This is a genomic window from Pseudomonas sp. Pseusp10, assembly GCF_059492225.1.
The window spans coordinates 226717-249416 of the sequence record NZ_CP168528.1 but is presented as its reverse complement, the minus strand read 5'-3'; the positions used below and the strand labels follow the sequence as shown (position 1 = coordinate 249416).

Here is a 22700-nt window from a genome sequence, read left to right as displayed (position 1 = left end):
ACAGGGTTTCGGGGGTGGTCAATTGCTTGAGAGGCGGTCGCCACGGGCAAACTTCCAGGTGCGGATGATTTCCAGGCGGTCGATGTCCGACAGATCCCCGGTAAAGGGTGCAAACGGTGCCGCCAGGCGAACGATGCGCTGGGCCGCCTGATCCAGCAGCGGTTGCCCGGAGGACTCCAGCACCAGCACTTCATACAGCGAACCGTCACGATTGATTGACACCATCAAGCGCAAATTGCCGTAGATCTGTTTGCGCCGCGCTTCGTCGGGGTAGTTGAGGTTGCCGATGCGCTCGACTTTCTTGCGCCACTCGTCCTTGTACCAGGCGCCCTTGTCGCGCATGGTCGAGGCCGCGCTCAAGCGGTGAATGCGCGGGCGCTTGGCGTACAGCTGTTGTTCGGCGGCCAGTTCCGCTTCGAGGCTGGCGATGTCGCTGGACAGTTGCTCGCTGTCGAACGTCGGCGCCTGGACCTGGGGTTTGACCTCGGTCTTGGGCTCCTCGGTCTTGGCGGGGGCTTTTTTCGGCTTCGGCGCCACGGTGGTCACGGCAGCCTTGGGCGGGGCTTCCTGCACTTCAGGCTTGGCGGCCGGCGGTGGCGTGACTTTCTGCACCTTGTTGTCCTGGAACGGCGCGACCTCGGTGGTCTTGGGAATCACCTTTTTATCCAGGGTACCGCTGCCTTGCTGATTCTCCTGAGCCAGGAAATCGGCTTTCTCAGGCTTCTTTTCGCTTTTGAAGGTGGCGAGGGTGATTTCCAGGGTTTTGCTGATCTGCCTGGGCTCGACCACTGCAAACCCGACACCCAACAGCAAGGCCAGGTGGATCAGTGCCGCCAGAAACAGGGTAAAACCGAGGCGATCGGCCGGGCGCACGCCACGGTGGGCGAGTTCGGCAGGCAGATCGGACGGGAGGGTCATGACAAGGAAACCAACATCGCGTTTTTCACAGGCCGCGCATGATAACGCAATGTTGGTTTAGCTAATCAACGTGCCTTGAGCTTCTGATCGATGGCATCCATGAGCATGCCGCCGATATCGGTGCCAAACGCGTTATCAATCTCACGAATGCAGGTCGGGCTGGTGACGTTGATCTCAGTCAGGTGCTCACCGATCACGTCCAGTCCCACGAACAGCAGACCTTTTTCACGCAGCGTCGGGCCGACTTGTGCGGCGATCCAGCGGTCCTTGTCGGTCAGCGGGCGGGCTTCGCCACGGCCACCGGCGGCCAGGTTGCCACGGGTTTCACCCTGGGCCGGAATCCGTGCCAGGCAGTAATCGACAGGCTCGCCGTCGATCATCAGGATGCGCTTGTCGCCGTCCTTGATGGCCGGCAGGTAGGCCTGGCCCATGATCTGCTGGGCGCTGAAGGCAGTGAGGGTTTCGAGGATCACCGACAGGTTCGGATCGCCCGCGCGGTGACGGAAAATCGACGTGCCGCCCATGCCGTCGAGCGGCTTGAGGATCACGTCGCCGTGTTTGGCGGCGAATTCGCGCAACACGTCGGCGCGGCGGCTGACCACGGTCGGCGGCGTGCACTGCGGGAACAGCGTGGCGAACAGCTTTTCGTTGCAGTCACGCAAGCTTTGCGGCTTGTTGACCACCAGTACGCCGGCGCGCTCGGCCTGTTCCAGCAAGTACGTGGAGTAGACGAACTCCATGTCGAACGGCGGATCCTTGCGCATCAGGATCACGTCCAGATCGCTCAGCAGCGCGTCGCTTTCGGCGCCCAGTTCGAACCATTTTTCCGGGTTGGCGAAAACCTGCAGCGGACGCATCCGCGCCCGAGCCTGGCCTTCGCCCTGATACAGGTCGCGCTGTTCCATATAGAACAGCTCCCAGCCACGCTTCTGCGCGGCCAGCAACATGGCCAGCGAGCTATCCTTTTTATAGGAAATGCTGGCGATAGGGTCCATGACAATCCCGACGCGAACGCTCATTGGGTTTTCCTCGAAAATTGGGTGGTCTGTGTCTATCTGTAGGAGCGAGCTCGCTCGCGATAAACCTGAGAACCCCACGGGGTGTCAGGCTTTGCGCGTCATCGTTGACGATCATCGCGAGCAAGCTCGCTCCTACAAATGACCCGTATAAAAGTGGCGTCAGAGTGGCGCTGAGTCTGTTCCCGGTCAAGGAAAAACCACCTTGCTGGTCGGCCGATAGATTGGTTTTGGAGACTGTGCTAAAAAGGCTGCCATGTCGTGCTGGCCCTTGAGCATCAAGGGTTTCGAGCCGCGTTAACCGGCAAACGGACAATTTGTTTCGCAAAGGCGACGGTAGAGCATTTTATGGAACAGCACCCCAGCGCCTTGAAGGTCATGGTGATCGACGATTCGAAGACGATCCGTCGCACCGCCGAAACGCTGCTCAAGAACGTGGGTTGTGAGGTCATCACGGCCATCGACGGTTTCGATGCCCTGGCCAAGATTGCCGACAACCACCCCGGTATCATCTTTGTCGACATCATGATGCCGCGTCTGGACGGCTACCAGACCTGCGCCCTGATCAAGAACAACAGCGCGTTCAAGTCCACGCCGGTGATTATGCTGTCATCCAAGGACGGGCTGTTCGACAAGGCCAAGGGGCGCATCGTCGGCTCCGACCAGTTTTTGACCAAGCCTTTCAGCAAGGAAGAATTGCTTGATGCGATCCAGGCCCATGTGCCTGGCTTCGCTGCCGTTTTGCCGCAGTAGGACACGCACAGTGACGCTCGGCCATCGGGCCCGGCGCCGACAAGAAATGGGGAAGACCATGGCACGTATTCTGATCGTCGATGATTCGCCGACCGAAATGTACAAACTGACCGGCATGCTGGAAAAGCACGGTCATGAAGTGTTGAAAGCTGAAAACGGCGCCGACGGCGTGGCCCTGGCGCGCCAGGAAAAGCCCGATGCGGTCCTGATGGACATCGTCATGCCCGGCCTCAATGGCTTCCAGGCGACCCGCCAGCTGACCAAGGACCCGGAAACCGGACACATCCCGGTGATCATCATCACCACCAAGGATCAGGACACCGACAAGGTCTGGGGCACGCGCCAGGGCGCCAGGGACTACCTGACCAAACCGGTCGATGAAGACACCCTGATCAAAACCCTGAACAACGTGCTGGCCGGTTGATCGTCAGGCCATGAACGAGTCGCCGACGGCTTTCGAACTGCTGCTGCAAATCGACCAGCGCTGTCGTTTGCTGGCGGCGGACTTGCCGTCCCAGCCACCCCGGCGGGACAGCTGGAGCGGCATCGGTTTTCGCCTGGGTGAGCATTGGTACGTCGCGCCCATGAGCGAAGTCAGCGAAGTCTTGCACGAGCCGCGCTCCACTCAGCTACCGGGGGTCAAACCCTGGGTCAAGGGTGTCGCCAACCTGCGCGGGCGTTTGCTGCCGGTCATGGATTTGGGCGGCTTCTTCGGGCACGAGCTGTGCGCGGTGCGCCGACAGCGGCGGGTGTTGGTGGTGGAACATGAAGAGGTGTTTGCCGGTTTGCTGGTCGATGAAGTCTTTGGCCTCCAGCACTTTGCCCAGGACAGCCTGGAGCCGGTACCGGCAGACGAGTTGAAGGGGCCGGTGGCAGCGTTCGTCAAAGGCCGGTTTCAGTGCGAGCAGAGCTGGCAGGTGTTCAGCCCGTTTGCGTTGACGCAGTCTCAGGGGTTCATGAACGTCGCGATTTAACCGGAACACCAGGGAACCTTGTGGGAGCGAGCTTGCTCGCGATGACGGACTTGCAGCCAACATTGATGTCGACTGACACAACGCAATCGCGAGCAAGCTCGCTCCCACAGGTTTCCTGGCAAGCGCAAAAGTGGGTTAACAGGCGAGGACCGATGATAAAAACAAAAGCAGGCAAGCCAATGGAAGGGTCGCGCAGCCGGTCGCAGATCATCGTGCTGTTCATCGCGCTGATCGTCTTCATCATGCTGCTGTTCGCCAACTTCGCGTACCTCAACACCCAGGCTACTTACGACAAACAGTACATCGGCCACGCCGGCGAACTGCGCGTGCTGTCCCAGCGTATCGCCAAGAACGCCACCGAAGCCGCCGCCGGCAAGGCTGCCGCGTTTAAGTTGCTCAGCGATGCGCGCAACGATTTTGCCCAGCGCTGGGGTTATCTGAAGAAGGGCGACCCGGCCACCGGCCTGCCGCCGGCCCCTGCCACCGTGCGTCCAGAGATGCGCGCGGTGCAACAGGACTGGGAGCGCCTGCTGAAAAACACCGACGCGATTCTTTCCAGCGAGCAAACCGTACTGTCGCTGCATCAAGTCGCCGCGACCCTGGCCGAAACCGTGCCGCAATTGCAGGTCGAGTACGAAAAAGTCGTCGAGATTCTTCTGCAGCGGGGCGCCCCGGCGGCCCAGGTGGCGATGGCCCAGCGCCAGTCGCTGCTGGCCGAGCGGATCCTCGGCGCGGTCAACACGGTATTGGCCGGCGACGAAAATTCACAGCAGGCCGCCGATGCGTTCGGACGTGATGCGACGCAGTTCGGCAAGGTGCTCAACGGCATGCTCCAGGGCGACCCGGCACTCAAGGTCAGCCAGGTCGAAGACCGCGACGCCCGTGCGCGGCTCGCGGAAATCGCCGAGCTGTTTGAGTTCGTCTCGGGCTCGGTGGACGAGATCCTCGAAACTTCGCCGGAGCTGTTCAAGGTCCGCGAATCGGCGTCGAACATTTTCAGTCTGTCGCAAACCCTGCTCGACGAAGCCTCTCACCTGGCCAGCGGTTTCGAAAACATGGTCGGCGGGCGCACCACCGACACCATTGGCGGTTATGTGCTGGGCTTGTTGGCGCTGGCTTCGATCATCCTGATCGGCCTGGTGATGGTGCGCGAAACCAATCGTCAGCTGCGTGAAACCGCCGAGAAAAACGAGCGTAACCAGAACGCGATCATGCGCTTGCTCGACGAGATCGAAGACCTGGCCGACGGCGACCTCACGGTGACGGCCTCGGTGACCGAAGACTTTACCGGCACCATCGCCGACTCGATCAATTATTCCGTCGACCAGCTGCGCGATCTGGTTGCGACCATCAACCTCACCGCCGGTCAGGTCGCCGCCGCCGTGCAGGAAACCCAGGCCACCGCCATGCACCTGGCCCAGGCGTCGGAGCATCAGGCCCAGCAGATTTCCGAGGCCTCCATGGCGATCAACGACATGGCCGAGTCCATCGACCAGGTGTCGGCCAACGCCGCTGAATCTTCGGCGGTTGCCGAACGCTCGGTGGAGATCGCCAACAAGGGCAACGAGGTGGTGCACAACACCATCCACGGCATGGACAACATTCGCGAACAGATTCAGGACACCGCCAAGCGCATCAAGCGTCTGGGCGAGTCGTCACAGGAAATCGGCGACATTGTCAGCCTGATCGATGACATTGCCGACCAGACCAACATCCTTGCCCTCAACGCGGCCATCCAGGCCTCCATGGCCGGTGACGCCGGTCGCGGTTTTGCCGTGGTCGCCGATGAAGTGCAGCGCCTGGCCGAGCGTTCATCCGCCGCCACCCGGCAGATCGAAACCCTGGTGCGGGCGATCCAGACCGACACCAACGAAGCGGTCATCTCCATGGAGCAGACTACGACCGAAGTGGTGCGTGGCGCCCGTTTGGCGCAGGATGCCGGTGTGGCCCTGGAAGAAATCGAAGGCGTTTCCAAGACACTCGCGGCGTTGATCCAGAGCATTTCCAACGCTGCACAACAGCAGACGTCGTCGGCCGGTCAGATTTCCCTGACGATGAACGTGATCCAGCAGATCACCTCGCAGACGTCGTCGGGTTCCACCGCCACGGCCGACAGCATTGGCAACCTGGCGAAAATGGCCAGTCAGCTGCGTCGTTCGGTGTCCGGTTTCACCTTGCCGGATGCCAGGGCGCAGGTTGTGGATAAAGCTTGAACCGCCCATGGGTATCTGAATTGTGATTGGAGTGGTTATGGGTGATCGGCACGACTACGTGGCCCTCGAGTGGGTCAAGGGCGAGATTGCCGAAACGCTGAAACAGGCTCATCACGCGATCGAAAACCTGCTCGATGATCCGCAGGCGACGCAGGCGCTGGATGATTGCCTTTCGTGCATTCATCAGGTCCACGGCAGTCTGCAGATGGTCGAGTTCTATGGCGCGGCGTTGCTCGCCGAAGAAATGGAACAACTGGCCGTGGCCTTGCAGGGCAACCGTGTCAGCCATCGCGACGAGGCGTTGCACCTGTTGATGCAGGCCCTCGGGCAGTTGCCGATCTACCTGGACCGGGTGCAAGGCGCGCGCCGCGATTTGCCACTGGTGGTGTTGCCCCTGATCAACGACCTGCGCAGTGCCCGTGGCGAAAGCCTGCTGTCGGAAACCAGCCTGTTCAGTCCGCAATTGCTCGAGTTGCCAGCGTTGGATGCAGAAACGCTGGCGCAGCTGGAACCGGCCGAATTACCCAATGTGCTGCGCAAGCTGCGGCAGATGCTGCAAATGGCGCTGGTCGGGTTCCTGCGTGAACAGGACAGCGACACCAACCTCGATTACCTGGCCAAGGTCTTCGCCCGCCTTGAAGCACTGTGCGGCAACGCCCCCTTGAGCCCGTTGTGGCAAGTGGCTTCGGCCCTGGTCGAAGGCATGCAGGGCGGTGCGATTGCCAACAGCCCGGCCTTGCGCAGCCTGTTCAGGGATGCCGACAAGGAGCTCAAGCGCCTGCTCGAAGAAGGCATGCGCGGTATCAACCAACCGGCACCGCCGGAGCTGCTCAAGAGTTTGCTGTTCTACATTGCCAAGGCCGAACATCCCACCGGGCAGATGCTGACTATGAAAGAACGCTACTCACTGGACGACGCGCTGCCCGACAGCGCGATGGTCGATGAAGAACGCGCGCGGCTGGCCGGCCCCGACCGTGACGCCATGCGCTCGGTGCTGGCAGCGCTGTGCGAAGAGCTGGTGCGGGTCAAGGAGCGCCTGGACCTGTTCGTGCGCAGTGACCGCCAGCACACCTCTGATCTCGACAGCCTGCTGGCGCCGCTGCGGCAAATCGCCGACACCCTGGCGGTCCTGGGCTTCGGCCAGCCGCGCAAGGTGATCATCGATCAATTGGCAGTGGTGCTCAGCCTCGCTCAGGGCCAGCGCGAACCCAACGATGCCATCCTCATGGACGTTGCCGGGGCCTTGCTGTACGTCGAAGCGACACTGGCCGGCATGGTCGGAACCGTGGAACCGGAGAGCCAGGATGACAACCGCCCGCCGACCACCGACCTGACGCAGATCCATCAGATCGTGATCAAGGAGGCCCGCATCTGTTTGCAGCAGGCCAAGGACATGATCGTCGACTACATCGACGCCGATTGGGACCGCCAGCATTTGCAGGCGCTGCCGGCCTTGCTGACCCAAGTGCGCGGCGCGCTGGCGATGATTCCGTTGAGCCGGGCGGCGAGCCTGGTTGAAACCTGCAATCACTTTATCCGCGAGCACCTGCTGCTCGAACCGGGTCAACCGGGCTGGCAGGAACTGGACAGCCTGGCCGACGTGATCACCAGCATCGAGTACTACCTCGAGCGCCTCAGCGATGACCCGCAAGCGCAGGGTGAAAACCTGCTCGATGTCGCGGAAAAAAGCCTGGCGAGCCTCGGGTTTTTTCCCAGTGAGCAGCATGTGCCAGTGCTTGATGAGGTGCTCAGCCCGAGCGAAGCGCAGGTCATGCAGATGATGCAGGAGCTGGATGATCCGCAGATCGTCCAGACCCTGGCCGATGTGATCGCCAGCCCGGTCTCGAGCCTGAACCCGCCGGCCCTGAACACCCCGGGCAGCCTGCTGCCGCCGCCCGCCGGCGAAGAGCCGGTGGACGAGGAACTGCGTGAAGTGTTCCTCGAAGAAGCCGACGAAGTCCTGGAAATTCTGCGCGAGTACTTGCCGCGCTGGTCGGCCAACCCTGAAAACCACTCGGCCCTGAGCGAGCTGCGCCGGGCCTTCCATACCCTCAAGGGCAGTGGCCGCATGGTGCGCGCCCTGGTGCTGGGGGAGCTGGCCTGGGCCGTGGAGAACCTGCTCAACCGCGTACTGGAAGACAGCGTGGAGCCGGGCGCTACGGTGCAGCAACTGATCGGCGATGTGCTGCAGCTGTTGCCGGAGCTGGTGGCGGAATACGCCGCCAATGCCCAGCGTCAGCGCAACGATGTCGACCAGTTGGCCGCCCGTGCCCATGCCCTGGCCAAGGGCGATGAACCGGTGTCCGATGAGGATACGCAAGACGTCGCGGCCCTCGACCCGTTGTTGCTGGAGATCTTCCGCAAAGAAGCCGAAACGCACCTCGGCACGCTGGACCGCTTCCTTGATCAGGCCGCCGAACATGTGCCGTTGCAGGCCAGCGACGAGTTGCAGCGCGCCTTGCACACCCTTAAGGGCAGTGCCTCCATGGCTGGCGTCTTGCCGATTGCCGAGCTGGCCGCGCCGCTGGATCAACTGGCCCGGGAATACAAGGCGCACCTGATCGCGCTGGATCTGGATGAAGTCGAATTGCTGCTGGAAGCAGAAGGGCTGTTTCGCCTCGGCTTGCGTCAGCTAAAGCGCGATCCGCTGGCGGAAATTCCCGGCGCCCGGCATTTGATCGAGCGAGCCAGGGCGCTGCAGGCCGAGCGTCTGGAAACCCTTTTGAGCACACCGAACACCGGGCTGCGGATCAAGCGCGATCCGCAGTTGATCAACAACTTCCTCGCCCAGGGCATGGACATCCTGCTGGACGCCGAAAGCCTGTTGCAGCGTTGGCAGCAACACCCCGGCGAACGTCAGGAACTCAGCGCGTTGCTGGACGAATTGACCACCCTCGGCGAAGGCGCCCATCTGGCCGACCTGTATCCTGTGGATGAGCTGTGCGAAGCGTTGCTCGACCTGTACGGTGCCGTGGAAGAAAGCAGCCTGGCGGTCAGCGAGCGGTTTTTCCATGAGGCACAGAATGCCCACGAAGCGCTGATCAACATGCTCGATGAGCTGGCCGCCGGCCAGGAAGTCGGCCCGCAACCGCAACGGATCAGGGCCTTGCGCGAACTACTCGACGAGAGCCTTGACCCATCGGCCATGGGCCTGATCCGCAGCGACGGCAGTCGCAGCCTGAGCATCTGCGAATTGGGCGCAGCCACCGCCGATCTGGAGCACACGCTACCCCCTGTAGGAGCGAGCCCGCTCGCGATGGACGTTAACGATGACGCGTTGTCATTGGATAAACGCGGCGCCGGTGAGACCATCGCGAGCGAGCTCGCTCCTACAGGAGAGGGGCGCGAACTGGACAATGAAATCGTCGCGATCTTCCTTGAAGAGGCGGTGGATATCCTCGAAAGCGCCGGCCAGGCCTTGCAGCGCTGGCTGCGCGACTCGGACAACGCCGCGCCGCTGTCGTCCCTGCACCGGGATTTGCACACCCTGAAAGGCGGCGCGCGCATGGCCGAGGTCGGGCCGGTCGGCGATCTGGCCCATGAACTGGAAAGCCTTTACGAAGGCCTGGTGGATCGTCGCTACGCCTACAGCGAGTCATTGGCGGTGCTGTTGCAGCAGAGCCATGACCGCTTGGCGCAGTACCTTGAGCAGTTACAGCACAACCAGCCCCTGGGCGATTGCGCTGAGCTGATCGAGGCCATTCGCGCCTACCGGCAGGGCCACTCGGGCGCCGCCGAGGTCAGCGAACTGGCCGCCACTAATGACTCGACCACCCATGATCCGGAGTTGCTGGAGATCTTCCTCGAGGAAGGTTTCGACATCATAGAAAGCTCCGGGGCGGCGCTGGAGCGCTGGCAGGCCCAGCCTTCGAATCGTCAGGAAGTGGAAACCCTGTTGCGCGACCTGCACACCCTCAAGGGCGGCGCGCGCATGGTGGAAATCGCCGCGATTGGCGATCTGGCCCACGAACTGGAATTCCTCTACGAAGGCCTGTCCACGGGCGTGTTGCAACCGACGGAGCCATTGTTCGCGCTGTTGCAGCGCAGCCATGACCGCCTGGCGCAGATGCTCGATGCGGCCCGCGCCGGCGAGCCGATGCCGCCGGCCGACCGCCTGATCGATGCGATCAAGAACTTCAGCCACCCGGCGGTGCCTGAAGCGCCCGCGCCGGTTGCGCCGCTGGCCACGCCCAAGGCCGAGCCGCTGGCGCCGCCGTCCGAGGCCGGTGCCGACATGGTCAAGGTCTCGGCGGAGCTGCTCGACGATCTGGTCAACCTGGCCGGTGAAACCTCGATCTTCCGTGGCCGGATCGAGCAGCAGGTCAACGATGCGCACATCGTCCTGAGCGAGATGGAGACCACCATCGAGCGCATGCGCGACCAGTTGCGCCGCCTCGATACCGAAACCCAGGGGCGGATCCTCAGTCGCCAGCAAGTCGATGCCGAACGTCTGGGCTACGAAGAATTCGACCCGCTGGAAATGGACCGTCATTCACAGTTGCAGCAACTGTCCCGGGCGCTGTTCGAATCGGCCTCCGACTTGCTCGACCTCAAGGAAACCCTCGAACGACGCAATCAGGATACGGAAAACCTGCTGCAACAGCAGGGCCGCATCAACACCGAGTTGCAGGAAGGCCTGATGCGCACGCGCATGGTGCCGTTCGAGCGCATGCTCCCGCGTTTGCAGCGCATCGTTCGGCAGGTGTCCAGCGAACTGGGCAAAGACGTGGATTTCATCGTCGATAACGCCGAAGGCGAGATGGATCGCAACGTCCTCGAACGCATGGCCGCGCCGCTGGAACACATGCTGCGCAACGCCGTCGACCACGGCCTGGAGTCTGTCGAAGCACGGCTGGCGGCGGGGAAACCGGCCAAGGGCAAGATCACCCTCGATCTGTTGCGCGAAGGTGGCGACATCATTTTCGACATTCGCGACGACGGCGCCGGTGTGCCGCTGGACGCTGTGCGGCGCAAGGCGATCAAGCGCGGCTTGCTGGCCCCGGACTGCGTCATCAGTGATCACGATGTGTTGCAGTTCATCCTGCAACCGGGGTTTTCCACCGCCGAAAAAATCACCCAGATCTCCGGGCGCGGCGTCGGCATGGACGTGGTGCACGAAGAGGTGCGGCAACTGGGCGGCACCATGAGCATCGACTCGGTGCCCGGGCAGGGCGTGCATTTTCGCATTCGCCTGCCGTTTACCGTATCGGTCAACCGGGCGCTGATGGTGCAGTGCGGTGAAGACCAATACGCGATCCCGCTCAATACCATCGACGGCATCGTACGCGTCCTGCCCAATGAACTTGAGGGCTATTTCCGTTTCGATCCGCCGACCTACGAATACGCCGGGCAACGTTACGAACTGTGCTATCTGGGCGAGCTGCTGAAAACCAGCCCGCGCCCGAAACTGTTGGGCCAGAGCCTGCCATTGCCGGTGTTGCTGGTGCAGTGCAACGAACGGCACATCGCCGTGCTGGTGGACGCCATGGCCGGCACTCGCGAAATCGTGGTCAAGAGCCTGGGGCCGCAGTTTGCGGCGGTGCAAGGGGTGTCCGGGGCGACGATTCTCGGGGATGGCCGGGTGGTACTGATTCTGGATTTGCTGGCGCCGATCCGCGCCATGCAGGCCCGTGTACCCCAGCGTCCGGCGGGGCAAGAGGTCGAGGTCGAACCGCATCGGCCGTTGCTGGTGATGGTGGTCGACGACTCGGTCACCGTGCGCAAGGTCACCAGCCGCTTGCTCGAACGCCACGGCATGAACGTGCTGACCGCCAAGGACGGGGTCGATGCCATGCTGCTGCTGGAAGAGCACATGCCCGACCTGATGCTGCTGGACATCGAGATGCCGCGCATGGACGGCTTCGAAGTCGCGACGCAAGTGCGCAACGACGAACGCCTGCAACACCTGCCGATCATCATGATCACCTCCCGCACCGGGCAGAAACACCGCGACCGCGCCATGGCCATCGGCGTCAACGACTATCTGGGCAAGCCGTACCAGGAATCGGTGCTGCTCGAAAGCATCGCCTTGTGGAGCAAGACCCATGCTTGAACACCGCACCAGCAACCTCACCGGCCTGCTGCTGCCGTTGGCCGACCGCAACCTGATCCTGCCCAATGTCGCCGTGGCCGAGCTGATCGATTACCAGCAGCCGGGGACTTTCGATCTCGACACACCACCGTGGTACCTGGGCCTGGTGACGTGGCGCGATCGGCAGATTCCGCTGCTGAGTTTCGAGTCGGCCTGCGGGCAGAAAACTGTCATTGGCGAGCGTGCGCGGATCGTCATTCTCAATGCCCTTGGCGGGCGGCCCGAGCTGAAATTCATTGCACTGCTGGTGCAGGGGATTCCGCGCTCTTGCAAACTCGATAGTCAGTTGAGTTATGTGGACGTGCCGTTGTGTGCGCTGGAGCAGGCGGCGGTGCAGGTGGGGGAGCAGGTGGCGAAAGTGCCGGATCTGTTGGCGCTGGAGGCGTTGTTGGTGGATGCCGGGTTAATCAACTGATCCCGATTCAGCGGTGATCTGACCGGCCCCTTCGCGGGCAAGCCCGCTCCCACAGGATTTTTGTTCGCCGCGGATCCAATGTGGGAGCGGGCTTGCCCGCGATGGCGTCAGTCCAGACAACCATTAACCTGAGCGTAACGATCCACCACTCTGCTTGATTGATGCCCCCACCCGACACTCCTAATGTGACCCCCACGACAGCGAACCCGTGGAGTGGTCATGACAACAACAATATCCCCCGACTCGCGATGGACGCGGCGGCGCAGCGAAAAGCAGCGGCGCCTCGAGCTGGTGCGAGGTCTTGCCGACGGTGTGGTGTTGCCCACCGACAACATCGTCGCAGCGCTTGAAGCGTTGATCCTGCCCGGCGACCGTGTGGTGCTCGAAGGCAACAACCAGAAGCAGGCGGATTTCCTTTCGCGCTCCCTGGCCAAGGCCGACCCCGCGAAGCTGCATGACCTGCACATGATCATGCCCAGCGTCGGGCGCGCCGAGCACCTGGACCTGTTCGAACGCGGCATCGCTCGCAAGCTCGACTTTTCCTTTGCCGGCACCCAAAGCCTGCGCATCAGTCAGTTGCTCGAAGACGGCCTGCTGGAAGTCGGTGCGATCCACACCTACATCGAACTCTACGCGCGGCTGGTGGTGGACCTGATCCCCAACGTCGTGCTGTCGGCCGGGTTCATGGCCGACCGCGCCGGCAACATCTATACCGGGCCAAGCACCGAAGACACCCCGGCACTGATCGAACCGGCGGCCTTCAGCGACGGCATCGTCATCGTCCAGGTCAACCAATTGGTGGATGACGTCAGCGACCTGCCACGCGTTGACATTCCAGCGTCCTGGGTCGACTTCGTGGTGGTGGCCGACAAACCGTTCTACATCGAACCGCTGTTCACCCGCGACCCACGGCACATCAAGCCCGTGCACGTGCTGATGGCGATGATGGCGATCCGCGGCATCTACGAAAAACACAACGTTCAATCCCTCAACCACGGCATCGGCTTCAACACCGCGGCCATCGAACTGATCCTGCCGACCTACGGCGAATCCCTCGGCCTCAAAGGCAAGATCTGCCGCAACTGGACGCTCAACCCGCACCCGACGCTGATTCCGGCGATTGAAAGCGGCTGGGTCGAAAGCGTGCATTGCTTCGGTACCGAGTTGGGGATGGAAAACTACATTGCGGCGCGTCCGGATGTGTTCTTTACCGGGCGCGATGGCTCCCTGCGTTCGAACCGGATGTTCAGCCAGCTGGCGGGGCAATACGCCGTGGACCTGTTCATCGGCGCGACTTTGCAAGTCGATGGCGACGGCCACTCCTCCACCGTGACTCGCGGGCGCCTGGCCGGTTTCGGCGGGGCACCGAACATGGGCCACGACCCGCGCGGTCGCCGTCACGGCACGCCCGCCTGGCTCGACATGCGCAACACGGATGTGGCCGAACCGATGCTCGAGCGCGGCAAGAAACTCGTGGTGCAGATGGTCGAAACCTTCCAGGAGGGCGGCAAACCGACTTTCGTTGAAACCCTCGATGCGGTCGATGTGGCGAAGAAAAGCGGCATGCCACTGGCGCCGATCATGGTCTACGGCGACGACGTGACCCACCTGTTGACCGAAGAAGGCATCGCCTACCTGTACAAGGCCCGCTCGCTGGAAGAACGCCAGGCGATGATCGCCGCTGTTGCCGGGGTGACCGCCATCGGCCTGCGTCACAACCCCAAAGACACCGCGCGCATGCGCCGCGAAGGCCTGATCGCCTTGCCCGAAGACCTCGGCATCCGCCGCACCGACGCCACCCGCGAATTGCTCGCGGCGAAAAGCGTGGCCGATCTGGTGGAGTGGTCCGGTGGCCTCTACAACCCGCCCGCCAAGTTCAGGAGCTGGTAATGCACGCACTCAACCTGCAACCCAAAACCCTGAGCCTGGCCGAGCGGCTGGCGGACTTCGCGGTGGACGCGCTGATCGACGAGGCTGATCTGTCGCCGAAACCGGCACTGGTCGACCGTCGCGGCAATGGCGCCCACACCGATTTGCACCTGGGGCTGATGCACGCCTCGGCACTGTCCCTGTGGCCAGCCTTCAGGGCGATGGCCGATGCCGCGATAGCGTTCGGTGAGATTGGCCTGCCCCTGCGCGAGGCCGTCGGCCGGATCGGTCGCGAAGGCGAGCAAGCGATGCTCGACACCACGGGCGGCGTGAATACTCATCGCGGGGCGATCTGGGCCTTGGGCCTGTTGGTCACTGCCGCTGCGCTGGACCCTGAATCCACGGCTGCAAGCAGCGTATCGATTCGTGCGGCGCGCCTCGCTCTGCTCGACGACCGTTACGCACCGCGCCCGCTCAGTCATGGCGCTCAAGTCGCCCAACGCTACGGCGCACGAGGCGCCCGTGAGGAAGCGCAACTCGGTTTTCCGGCAGTGACCCAACGCGCTCTGCCGCAACTCTTGCGCAGTCGTGCAGCCGGTCATGGCGAGCAGAACGCCAGGCTCGATGCGCTGCTGGCGATCATGACGAATCTGGCCGACACCTGCGTGCTTTACCGCGCCGGTGAACAAGGCCTGAGCACCATGCAACGGGGCGCCCAGGCGGTGCTCGATGCGGGTGGCAGTTCCAGCCTCGCCGGACGTCGCCACCTGCATGAGCTGGACCAACAACTCATCGCATTGAATGCCTCGCCCGGCGGTGCTGCCGACCTGCTCGCAGCCTGCCTGTTCATCGACCGTATCGAGTCGGGCGACAGCCTTATCCAGGGAGTTTTTTGATGGAAACCTTATCCTTTGAATTCCCCGCCGGGCAGCCGCCACGTGGCCGCACCCTGGTGGGTTGTGTCGGCTCGGGTGATCTGGAAGTGCTGATCGAACCGGGTCAGGCCGGCAAGCTGACGATCAACGTGCAGACCTCGGTCAATGGCAGTGAACAACGCTGGCAGCATCTGTTCGCACGGATGTTCGACGGCCAGACGCCGCCGGCGATGGCCATCGACATTCACGATTTCGGCGCGACACCCGGCGTGGTGCGTCTGCGTCTGGAACAGGGCTTCGAGGAGATCGGCCATGACTGACAGCGCATCCCTGCTCAACAAGCACAGCTTCGTCGAACTCGGTGCCCGGCAACGGGCCAGGGCTCTGCTCGACGCGGGCACCTTTCGCGAGTTGCTCGATCCGTTCCAGCGCGTCATGTCGCCATGGTTGTCGCGCCAGGGTGTGGTACACCAGGCCGACGACGGTGTCGTCATCGCCAAGGGCAGCCTCGGCGGTTTGCCGGTGGTAATCGCGGCCATTGAAGGGGCGTTCCAAGGGGGCAGCCTCGGTGAAGTCGGCGGGGCAAAAATCGCCGGTGCCCTGGAACTGGCCGCCGAAGACAACCGCAACGGCATCCCGACCAGTGCCGTGCTGCTGCTGGAAACCGGCGGTGTGCGTTTGCAGGAAGCCAACCTTGGTCTGGCGGCGATTGCTGACATTCACGCGGCGATTGTCGACTTGCAGCAGTACCAGCCCGTGGTCGGAGTCGTGGCGGGCAGTGTCGGTTGTTTTGGCGGCATGTCGATTGCCGCCGGGTTGTGCAGCTATCTGTTGGTGACCCAGGAAGCGCGGCTGGGCCTGAATGGTCCGCAGGTGATTGAACAGGAGGCCGGGCTTGAAGAGTACGACTCCCGCGACCGGCCCTTCATCTGGAGCCTGACCGGTGGTGAACAGCGTTTCGCCAGCGGTTTGGTGGATCGTTATGCCGATGACGATGTGATGCAGATTCGCCAGCAAGTCAGCGAGTTGCTTGAGCAAGGTTTGCCTGCCCAACCGCGCAGCCGTCAGGCCGATTTGTTTCTGCAACGGTTGGCGCGTCTGAACACCGAACCGCAAATCGAGCCGTCAGTGGTTCGCGATCTGTATCAAGGAGAGCGCTCATGAGTGCCTGTTCCCTGCGAGGCTTTAACTGGTTCAACGCCTTGAGTGCTGGTGCGAAAGCGGTCGAGGGTTTGCCGGCTTCGCTGAAGGTCGCGGACGGTGTGCTCGGCGATCAGCCTGTGCGTTTCATCGCGGTGGTGGCCGACCCGGAAAACCGCTTCGTCCGTGCACGTAATGGTGAAGTGGGTTTGCTCGAAGGCTGGGGCCTGGCCAAGGCCGTGGATGAAGTCATCGCCGCCGATCAGGACAAGACGCAGAAACGCGCCTTGGTCGCCATCGTCGACGTGCCTAGCCAGGCTTACGGCCGACGCGAGGAAGCCCTCGGCATTCATCAGGCGCTGGCCGCAGCGGCGGGCAGTTACGCTCGTGCTCGTCTGGCCGGCCATGCGGTGATCGGTTTGCTGGTGGGCAAGGCGATGTCCGGGGCGTTCCTGGCCCACGGCTATCAGGCCAATCGCTTGATCGCCCTGCGCGATCCGGGAGTGATGGTGCATGCCATGGGCAAGGCGTCGGCGGCGCGGGTGACCTTGCGCAGCGTCGAAGAGCTCGAAGCCCTGGCGGCCAGCGTGCCGCCGATGGCTTATGACATCGACAGCTATGCCAGCCTCGGGCTGTTGTGGGAAACCTTGTCGGTGGAGCAGATCGAGCAGCCGACTGCGGCGGATCTGGTGCGGGTCACCGAGTGCCTGCATCAGGCGATTGGCGATGTGGCTGCCGGTGGTCGTGATCTGAGTGGTCGCCTCGGTGCGAGCAATCGTGCAGCGTCGAGCAAGGTTCGCCAATTGCTGAGAGCGCAGTGGTGAATACGTTTCTGGCCCATGATCTGCTGTGGGGCATGACCGTGCAGCAGTTGCCTGCGGATGCGCCTGCGTGGGTGATCGAGTCGCTCAGTGCGGGTCAGCCGGTGGTGGTCCGTCGCGCCTTGAGCGCGGCGGGACAAGTGGCGGTGGGCGTGCGTGGGCCGCTGCGTGAACAGCGCTTTGCGACACGGATGGAAGTCGCTGCCATCACGCGGCGGGTGCGGCCGGAAGAACTCTGCCATGTTCAAGGCCAACGCGATTTCCCGGCGCTGCAAGCCTTGGCGCAACTTCGCCCACACCTCGATGACAGCGGTTGGACCTGGGGTGTCAGCGGCAGTGCCGGGTTCGAGTTGGCCAGCGGATTTGCCGCATTGCACGAGGGCAGCGATCTCGACCTGATTCTGCGTACACCGTGTTCATTGACCCGCATCGAAGCGCGAGCCTTGGTCGCTGTGCTCGATACTGTCGAGTGCCGCGTGGACATGCAGTTGCAGACGCCATTTGGCGCCGTCGCCCTGCGCGAGTGGGCCGGTGCTTCGTCGCGGGTCCTGTTGAAAAATGCCACTCAAGCCAGTCTGGTGACTGACCCGTGGAACCCGCAGGAGCAGGCAGCGTGAGCAGCTTGCTGGTGTTCCCCGGTCAGGGCGCGCAGCAGCCGGGCATGCTGGCGCGCTTGCCTCGGCAAACGCTGAACGAGGCGAGCGATCTGCTCGGTGAAGATGTCACGCGACTGGATTCTGCCGAGGCGTTGCAGTCGACGAGGGCGGTTCAGCTGTGCCTGCTGATCGCCGGCGTCGCCGCTTCACGCCAGTTGGCCATGACCCCGGACTACGTGGCCGGATTGTCGATCGGCGCTTACCCGGCAGCGGTGGTGGCCGGTGTGCTGAGTTTCAGCGATGCGTTGCATCTGGTCAGCCTGCGCGGTGAGCTGATGCAGCAGGCTTATCCACAGGGCTACGGAATGACTGCGATCATCGGTCTGGACCTGGCCACGGTGGAGGCACTGCTGGCCCGGGTGCATAGCGCAGAAATGCCGGTTTATCTGGCCAATATCAATGCCGATAACCAAGTGGTGATTGCCGGCAGCGATACGGCGATGAAAGCGGTGGCCGAATTGGCGAAAGGTTGCGGGGCTGGCTTGGCCAAGCGTCTGGCAGTCAGCGTGCCGTCCCATTGCCCATTGCTTGAGGCCCCCGCGCAACGACTGGCCGAAGCCTTCGCCAAAGTGCCGCTGCACACACCGAAGACCGGTTACCTGAGCGGCAGTCGTGCGCGTCCGCTGATCAAGCCCGAAGCCCTGCGTGACGACCTGGCCTTCAACATGTGCCGCATCATCGATTGGCGCGGCACGGTACAAAGCGCCTACGAGCGCGGCGTGCGTCTACAGATCGAACTGCCGCCCGGTGCGGTGCTGACCGGGCTGGCGCGCCGGGTGTTCGAGCAAGGCACCGTGATTGCCTTCGACGGTGCACGGCTCGATACCTTGCAGGCGCTGATGCGAGAGGAGGGAAGCCGCCACTCCTAAAACTCAGGCTTCGAACAACAAAAACAACATTCGAAATGCACTTTGAGGACTACAACAATGATTATTTACGGTGTGGCGCTGTTGGCGATCTGTACGCTGGCAGGGGTGATCATGGGTGACATGCTCGGTGTGTTGCTGGGTGTGAAGTCAAACGTCGGCGGTGTCGGGATCGCGATGATCCTGCTGATTTGCGCACGGCTGTGGATGCACAGGCATGGCGGCATGACCAGGGATTGCGAGCTGGGCGTCGGCTTCTGGGGCGCCATGTACATTCCGGTAGTGGTGGCGATGGCGGCGCAACAAAACGTGGTCACGGCGCTGCACGGTGGTCCGGTGGCGGTGTTGGCGGCGATCGGTTCGGTGGTGGTTTGCGGTTGCACCATTGCCCTGATCAGCCGGACCCACAAAGGCGAACCCTTGCCCGATGAACCGGTGGATGTAACGTCGGTTGGCGCACCGGCAGGAGGTCGCTGATATGTGGGAACTCTTTGAGAAAGGCCTGGCAACTAACAGTCTGGTCACCGCATTCGCTTTCGTCGGCATCATCATGTGGGTGTCGGTAATTCTCTCCAAACGCCTGACCTTCGGACGGATTCACGGCTCTGCCATTGCCATCGTCATCGGCCTGGTACTGGCCTGGGTCGGCGGCACGATGACCGGCGGGCAAAAAGGCCTGGCGGACTTGACGCTGTTTTCCGGCATCGGGTTGATGGGCGGCGCCATGCTGCGGGACTTCGCCATCGTCGCCACGGCATTCGAGGTGCAGGCCACGGAAGCGAAAAAGGCCGGCTTGATCGGCGTGATCGCGCTGCTGTTGGGCACGGTGCTGCCGTTTATCGTCGGCGCGAGCATGGCCTGGGCGTTCGGTTATCGCGACGCGGTGAGCATGACTACGATTGGCGCAGGTGCAGTGACTTACATCGTCGGGCCAGTGACTGGAGCGGCCATTGGCGCCAGTTCCGATGTGGTGGCGCTGTCGATTGCCACCGGTCTGATCAAGGCAATTCTGGTGATGGTCGGTACACCGATGGCGGCGCGCTGGATGGGCCTGGACAATCCGCGTTCGGCGATGGTGTTTGGTGGATTGGCCGGCACTGTGAGCGGCGTGACGGCGGGGCTGGCGGCGACGGATCGGCGCCTGGTGCCTTATGGCGCGTTGACTGCGACCTTCCACACCGGGCTTGGGTGCTTGCTGGGGCCTTCGCTGTTGTTCTTCATTGTTCGCGGGATTGTGGGCTGACCGTACCGACGCCATCGCGGGCAAGCCCGCTCCCACAGGTGCTGTGCAAATCCTTGTGGGAGCGGGCTTGCCCGCGATGGGGGCGACACGGTTTCAAGCCTGCCGATTGGCATACATCCGACACTCCGCCAGCAACGCCAGCAGGTTCGGATCGCGCTCCTTGGCCTTCAGGAACACCACGCCAATGTGTTGCTGCAAGCGGTACTTTTCCTGCAACGGGATCAGCTTCACCCGGTTCTCGTACACCGCCGCAATCCGCCCCGGCAGCAACGCATAACCCACGCCCGAACTGACCATGCTCAGCAGCGTGAAGATGTCGTTGACCTGCATCGCCACCTTCGGCTCGAACCCCGCCTGCTCGAAAACCCGCTTGCCGTCCTGATGGGTGGCGAAGCCCTGGGTCAGGGTGATGAAGGTTTCGTCGCGGACCTCGGCCAGGTCGACTTCGGTTCGCTGGGCAAACTTCGAGTCGGCGGGGGTGGCGAGGAAGATGTCGTCGGAAAACAGCGGGATCTGCTCGCAATCCGGGTCGTTGACGCTGTCGTCCAGCGACACCAGGATCGCATCGACTTCCATGTTCTTGAGCTTGTAGAGCAGGTCGATATTGGAGCCCAGAATCAGGTCGATGTTGAGCTCGCTGCGGCGGATCTTCAAACCCATGATCAACTGCGGCACGGTCTTCACCGTCAGGGAATACAGTGAGCCCAGTTTGAAACGCTCAGCCGAGAACCCGGCGGCTTCGCGGGTCAGGCGCACACTTTCGACGACGTCCTGAATCAGCTTCTGCGCCCGTTCCTCCAGCACATAAGCGCTTTCCAGCGGCGTCAGGCTGCGGCCTTCGTGCTTGAACAACGGGCAGCGCAGGGCGCTTTCCAGGGAATGGATCGCCCGATGCACGCTGACGTTGCTGGTTTGCAACTCGGCAGCGGCCCGCGCCAGGTTGCCAGTGCGCATGAACGCCAGGAACACCTCGAGTTTTTTCAGGGTCAACTCTTCATCGATCAGCATGGGGCGGACTCTTTTTGGAATGACTCGATTGTGCCCAATTACTCCGGGCCCGTCGTACAGAAACATTGCGCTTTTACGCTTGAAACCTGAGCCTTGCGCTCTGCGGCAATGAAATTCGAGGTGAGCAACGCATGTATCACGGGGAACGATTGAACGCCTGGACGCATTTGGTCGGGGCAGTGGCGGCGTTTGTCGGAGGGGTGTGGCTGATTGTGCTGGCCAGTCTCGACGGCAGTCCGTGGAAGATTGTCAGCATGGCGATCTACGCCTTTACCTTGCTGGTGCTTTACAGCGCTTCGACCGTGTACCACAGCGTGCGCGGGCGCAAGAAAGAGATTATGCAGAAGGTCGATCACTTTTCGATCTACCTGTTGATCGCCGGCAGCTACACGCCGTTCTGCCTGGTGACCCTGCGCGGGCCGTGGGGCTGGACGTTGTTCGGGATTGTCTGGGGCCTGGCACTGATCGGCATCCTGCAAGAGATCAAGCCGCGTTCCGAAGCGCGGATTCTGTCGATCGTGATCTACGCGGTGATGGGCTGGATCGTACTGGTGGCGGTCAAGCCGTTGCTCGCGGCGCTGGGCACCGCCGGATTTGTGTGGCTGGCCTCGGGCGGCGTGCTGTACACCGTGGGGATCATCTTTTTCGCCCTCGACCATCGGTTGCGACATGCCCACGGGATCTGGCACCTGTTCGTGATCGCCGGGAGCCTGCTGCACTTTGTGGCGATTCTGTTCTACGTCCTGTAAATCACCACAGTCCTTTGTGGGAGCGGGCTTGCTCGCGATGACGGCGTGTCAGTCGATCGAAATGTTGATTGATCCACCGCCATCGCGGGCAAGCCCGCTCCCACAGGTTGTTCATCAGGCTTCAGGGTTGCGCAGGGCTCAGGTTCTCCAATTGCTCCCGGGCGCGGCGGCTGAAGATCTGCAACAGGTCATTGAGCGTGTGCGGCAGTGGTTCGCTGGCGCGAGTCACGGCGTACAGGGTGATCGGCAGTGGCGGGGCCAGCGGGCGGATGGTCGTGGTGCCCGGTGATGCGCCGAGGGCGGTGAACGGGTCGATCACCGCCAGGCCGGCACCGGATTCCACCATGGCCCGGGCCAGTGAATAGGTCTGTACGGCGATGCGTATCCGGGGCGGCGGCTCGACGGCTTCCAGATAAAAGTCGAGCCGCGCGGCCAACGGATCGGCGCTGGACAGCCCGATCAGCGGCGCATTCGCCAGCGCCATCAGCGGCAGTGGCTGGCCGGCGTCGGCTGCCGGCCAGAAACCGTCGGGCGCCAGCGCCACCAGCACGCCGGCCGCCAGCGCCTGGGCCTTGAGCCCTGGGTGATCCGGGCATTGCAGGGTCAGGGCGACATCCACTTCGCGCATCAACAGGTTCTGCACCAGTTCGCGACTGTGGGCGCTGGAGAGTTCGCAGACGATGTCCGGGTAACGCCCGGTCCATTCGTGAATGGCCGGCGGCAGCAATGACAGGGCCAGCGCCGGGGTGGCGCCGATGCGCAGACTGTGGCCGGGCTCGCGGCGCAGGCTCTGGGCCAGGCGTCGCACGCCTTGCAGGCTTTCGCTGACCTTGTCCACTTCGCGCTCCAGCTCCAGCGCTTCCGGCGTTGCCTGCAACTTTCCGCGTACCCGCAGGAACAGCGCAAAGCCCAATTGTTGCTCGGCGTGCTGCAACACCTTGCTCACTGCCGGCTGCGAGACGTGCAGCAATTGCGCGGCAGCGCTGATCGAGCCGGTCTGGCGGATGGCCTGGAAAATCTCGATGTGACGAAGGCGCATGGCAAGTCCATAACCTTTGTTTATGGGTTTGCCATCTTTATGCATTGTTCAACG

General features: G+C 62.7%; 20 protein-coding genes. 16 read left to right on the top strand and 4 right to left on the bottom strand.

Going from position 1 to position 22700, the window contains the following annotated elements; all coding sequences use genetic code 11:
- Nucleotides 1-18 precede the first annotated feature (18 nt).
- Both ACEN8Z_RS01065 and gshB read right to left on the bottom strand, forming a co-directional pair.
- Nucleotides 19-918: an energy transducer TonB gene (locus tag ACEN8Z_RS01065; protein ID WP_495596519.1), complete on the bottom strand. Its 900-nt coding sequence runs from the start codon at nucleotides 916-918 to the stop codon at nucleotides 19-21.
- Between the two features lie 65 nt (nucleotides 919-983).
- Entirely contained in the window at nucleotides 984-1937 is a 954-nt protein-coding gene (gshB, locus tag ACEN8Z_RS01060) for a glutathione synthase (RefSeq protein WP_495596518.1), read from the bottom strand.
- Nucleotides 1938-2282: 345 nt separating this feature from the next.
- Here gshB and pilG point away from each other — a divergent pair, with 345 nt between their 5' ends.
- The 15 genes from pilG to madM all read left to right on the top strand — a co-directional run bounded on the left by pilG (nucleotide 2283) and on the right by madM (nucleotide 19850).
- A complete protein-coding gene (gene pilG / locus ACEN8Z_RS01055) occupies nucleotides 2283-2687 on the top strand; it encodes a twitching motility response regulator PilG (RefSeq protein WP_007987791.1) in 405 nt (134 codons plus the stop codon).
- Nucleotides 2688-2745: 58 nt separating this feature from the next.
- Nucleotides 2746-3111, top strand: a complete 366-nt coding sequence (gene pilH, locus ACEN8Z_RS01050; RefSeq protein WP_007995426.1) for a twitching motility response regulator PilH — start codon at nucleotides 2746-2748, stop codon at nucleotides 3109-3111.
- 10 nt (nucleotides 3112-3121) lie between these two features.
- Nucleotides 3122-3661, top strand: coding sequence for a chemotaxis protein CheW (locus ACEN8Z_RS01045; RefSeq protein WP_108229621.1), 540 nt, complete (start codon nucleotides 3122-3124; stop codon nucleotides 3659-3661).
- Nucleotides 3662-3813: 152 nt separating this feature from the next.
- Complete coding sequence (locus tag ACEN8Z_RS01040) at nucleotides 3814-5874, top strand: methyl-accepting chemotaxis protein (RefSeq protein WP_495596517.1); 2061 nt, start codon at nucleotides 3814-3816, stop codon at nucleotides 5872-5874.
- 37 nt (nucleotides 5875-5911) lie between these two features.
- The gene (locus ACEN8Z_RS01035) at nucleotides 5912-11926 is read left to right on the top strand and encodes an Hpt domain-containing protein (protein ID WP_495596516.1); all 6015 of its coding nucleotides are present in this window, start codon (nucleotides 5912-5914) and stop codon (nucleotides 11924-11926) included.
- Nucleotides 11919-12380, top strand: a complete 462-nt coding sequence (locus tag ACEN8Z_RS01030; RefSeq protein ID WP_495596515.1) for a chemotaxis protein CheW — start codon at nucleotides 11919-11921, stop codon at nucleotides 12378-12380. Before ACEN8Z_RS01035 ends, ACEN8Z_RS01030 begins: the two co-directional genes overlap by 8 nt.
- 219 nt (nucleotides 12381-12599) lie before the next feature.
- Nucleotides 12600-14270: a malonate decarboxylase subunit alpha gene (gene mdcA, locus ACEN8Z_RS01025; RefSeq protein ID WP_057712930.1), complete on the top strand. Its 1671-nt coding sequence runs from the start codon at nucleotides 12600-12602 to the stop codon at nucleotides 14268-14270.
- Nucleotides 14270-15145, top strand: coding sequence for a triphosphoribosyl-dephospho-CoA synthase (locus ACEN8Z_RS01020; RefSeq protein WP_495596514.1), 876 nt, complete (start codon nucleotides 14270-14272; stop codon nucleotides 15143-15145). Before mdcA ends, ACEN8Z_RS01020 begins: the two co-directional genes overlap by 1 nt.
- Nucleotides 15145-15444: a malonate decarboxylase subunit delta gene (locus ACEN8Z_RS01015; protein ID WP_008001147.1), complete on the top strand. Its 300-nt coding sequence runs from the start codon at nucleotides 15145-15147 to the stop codon at nucleotides 15442-15444. Before ACEN8Z_RS01020 ends, ACEN8Z_RS01015 begins: the two co-directional genes overlap by 1 nt.
- Nucleotides 15437-16288 (top strand): biotin-independent malonate decarboxylase subunit beta, encoded by an 852-nt coding sequence (locus ACEN8Z_RS01010; protein ID WP_495596513.1) that lies wholly within the window; start codon nucleotides 15437-15439, stop codon nucleotides 16286-16288. Before ACEN8Z_RS01015 ends, ACEN8Z_RS01010 begins: the two co-directional genes overlap by 8 nt.
- Nucleotides 16285-17088, top strand: a complete 804-nt coding sequence (gene mdcE / locus ACEN8Z_RS01005) for a biotin-independent malonate decarboxylase subunit gamma (RefSeq protein ID WP_495596512.1) — start codon at nucleotides 16285-16287, stop codon at nucleotides 17086-17088. The genes ACEN8Z_RS01010 and mdcE overlap by 4 nt, the downstream gene beginning before the upstream one ends.
- Nucleotides 17082-17702: a malonate decarboxylase holo-ACP synthase gene (locus tag ACEN8Z_RS01000; RefSeq protein ID WP_495596511.1), complete on the top strand. Its 621-nt coding sequence runs from the start codon at nucleotides 17082-17084 to the stop codon at nucleotides 17700-17702. Before mdcE ends, ACEN8Z_RS01000 begins: the two co-directional genes overlap by 7 nt.
- Nucleotides 17699-18610 carry a malonate decarboxylase subunit epsilon gene (gene mdcH / locus ACEN8Z_RS00995; RefSeq protein ID WP_495596510.1) on the top strand — a complete coding sequence of 304 codons (912 nt, stop codon included), beginning with the start codon at nucleotides 17699-17701 and terminating at the stop codon, nucleotides 18608-18610. Before ACEN8Z_RS01000 ends, mdcH begins: the two co-directional genes overlap by 4 nt.
- Before the next feature lie 57 nt (nucleotides 18611-18667).
- On the top strand, nucleotides 18668-19084 hold the full coding sequence (gene madL / locus ACEN8Z_RS00990; RefSeq protein ID WP_008001124.1) for a malonate transporter subunit MadL: 417 nt from the start codon (nucleotides 18668-18670) through the stop codon (nucleotides 19082-19084).
- A 1-nt stretch (nucleotide 19085) separates the two neighbouring features.
- On the top strand, nucleotides 19086-19850 hold the full coding sequence (gene madM / locus ACEN8Z_RS00985) for a malonate transporter subunit MadM (RefSeq protein WP_495596509.1): 765 nt from the start codon (nucleotides 19086-19088) through the stop codon (nucleotides 19848-19850).
- A 93-nt stretch (nucleotides 19851-19943) separates the two neighbouring features.
- On the opposite strand, the gene ACEN8Z_RS00980 is transcribed toward madM, so the two are convergent.
- Complete coding sequence (locus ACEN8Z_RS00980; RefSeq protein WP_008001122.1) at nucleotides 19944-20858, bottom strand: LysR family transcriptional regulator; 915 nt, start codon at nucleotides 20856-20858, stop codon at nucleotides 19944-19946.
- A gap of 131 nt (nucleotides 20859-20989) precedes the next feature.
- Between ACEN8Z_RS00980 and trhA the strand changes: the two genes are divergently transcribed.
- Complete coding sequence (gene trhA, locus ACEN8Z_RS00975; protein ID WP_495596508.1) at nucleotides 20990-21607, top strand: PAQR family membrane homeostasis protein TrhA; 618 nt, start codon at nucleotides 20990-20992, stop codon at nucleotides 21605-21607.
- Nucleotides 21608-21728: 121 nt separating this feature from the next.
- Here trhA and ACEN8Z_RS00970 read toward each other — a convergent pair whose 3' ends face one another.
- Complete coding sequence (locus tag ACEN8Z_RS00970; RefSeq protein ID WP_495596507.1) at nucleotides 21729-22646, bottom strand: LysR family transcriptional regulator; 918 nt, start codon at nucleotides 22644-22646, stop codon at nucleotides 21729-21731.
- Between the last annotated feature and the right edge of the window lie 54 nt (nucleotides 22647-22700).

Bases quoted from the DNA above. Each gene is read 5' to 3' on its own strand.
- ACEN8Z_RS00970 (WP_495596507.1), bottom strand. From the start codon at position 22,646: ATGCGCCTTCGTCACATCGAGATTTTCCAGGCCATCCGCCAGACCGGC.
- ACEN8Z_RS01035 (WP_495596516.1), top strand. From the start codon at position 5,912: ATGGGTGATCGGCACGACTACGTGGCCCTCGAGTGGGTCAAGGGCGAG.
- ACEN8Z_RS01015 (WP_008001147.1), top strand. From the start codon at position 15,145: ATGGAAACCTTATCCTTTGAATTCCCCGCCGGGCAGCCGCCACGTGGC.
- ACEN8Z_RS01065 (WP_495596519.1), bottom strand. From the start codon at position 918: ATGACCCTCCCGTCCGATCTGCCTGCCGAACTCGCCCACCGTGGCGTG.
- ACEN8Z_RS01020 (WP_495596514.1), top strand. From the start codon at position 14,270: ATGCACGCACTCAACCTGCAACCCAAAACCCTGAGCCTGGCCGAGCGG.
- mdcA (WP_057712930.1), top strand. From the start codon at position 12,600: ATGACAACAACAATATCCCCCGACTCGCGATGGACGCGGCGGCGCAGC.
- madL (WP_008001124.1), top strand. From the start codon at position 18,668: ATGATTATTTACGGTGTGGCGCTGTTGGCGATCTGTACGCTGGCAGGG.
- pilH (WP_007995426.1), top strand. From the start codon at position 2,746: ATGGCACGTATTCTGATCGTCGATGATTCGCCGACCGAAATGTACAAA.
- ACEN8Z_RS01040 (WP_495596517.1), top strand. From the start codon at position 3,814: ATGATAAAAACAAAAGCAGGCAAGCCAATGGAAGGGTCGCGCAGCCGG.
- mdcE (WP_495596512.1), top strand. From the start codon at position 16,285: ATGAGTGCCTGTTCCCTGCGAGGCTTTAACTGGTTCAACGCCTTGAGT.
- trhA (WP_495596508.1), top strand. From the start codon at position 20,990: ATGTATCACGGGGAACGATTGAACGCCTGGACGCATTTGGTCGGGGCA.
- ACEN8Z_RS01010 (WP_495596513.1), top strand. From the start codon at position 15,437: ATGACTGACAGCGCATCCCTGCTCAACAAGCACAGCTTCGTCGAACTC.
- ACEN8Z_RS01045 (WP_108229621.1), top strand. From the start codon at position 3,122: ATGAACGAGTCGCCGACGGCTTTCGAACTGCTGCTGCAAATCGACCAG.
- gshB (WP_495596518.1), bottom strand. From the start codon at position 1,937: ATGAGCGTTCGCGTCGGGATTGTCATGGACCCTATCGCCAGCATTTCC.
- madM (WP_495596509.1), top strand. From the start codon at position 19,086: ATGTGGGAACTCTTTGAGAAAGGCCTGGCAACTAACAGTCTGGTCACC.
- pilG (WP_007987791.1), top strand. From the start codon at position 2,283: ATGGAACAGCACCCCAGCGCCTTGAAGGTCATGGTGATCGACGATTCG.
- ACEN8Z_RS01030 (WP_495596515.1), top strand. From the start codon at position 11,919: ATGCTTGAACACCGCACCAGCAACCTCACCGGCCTGCTGCTGCCGTTG.
- ACEN8Z_RS00980 (WP_008001122.1), bottom strand. From the start codon at position 20,858: ATGCTGATCGATGAAGAGTTGACCCTGAAAAAACTCGAGGTGTTCCTG.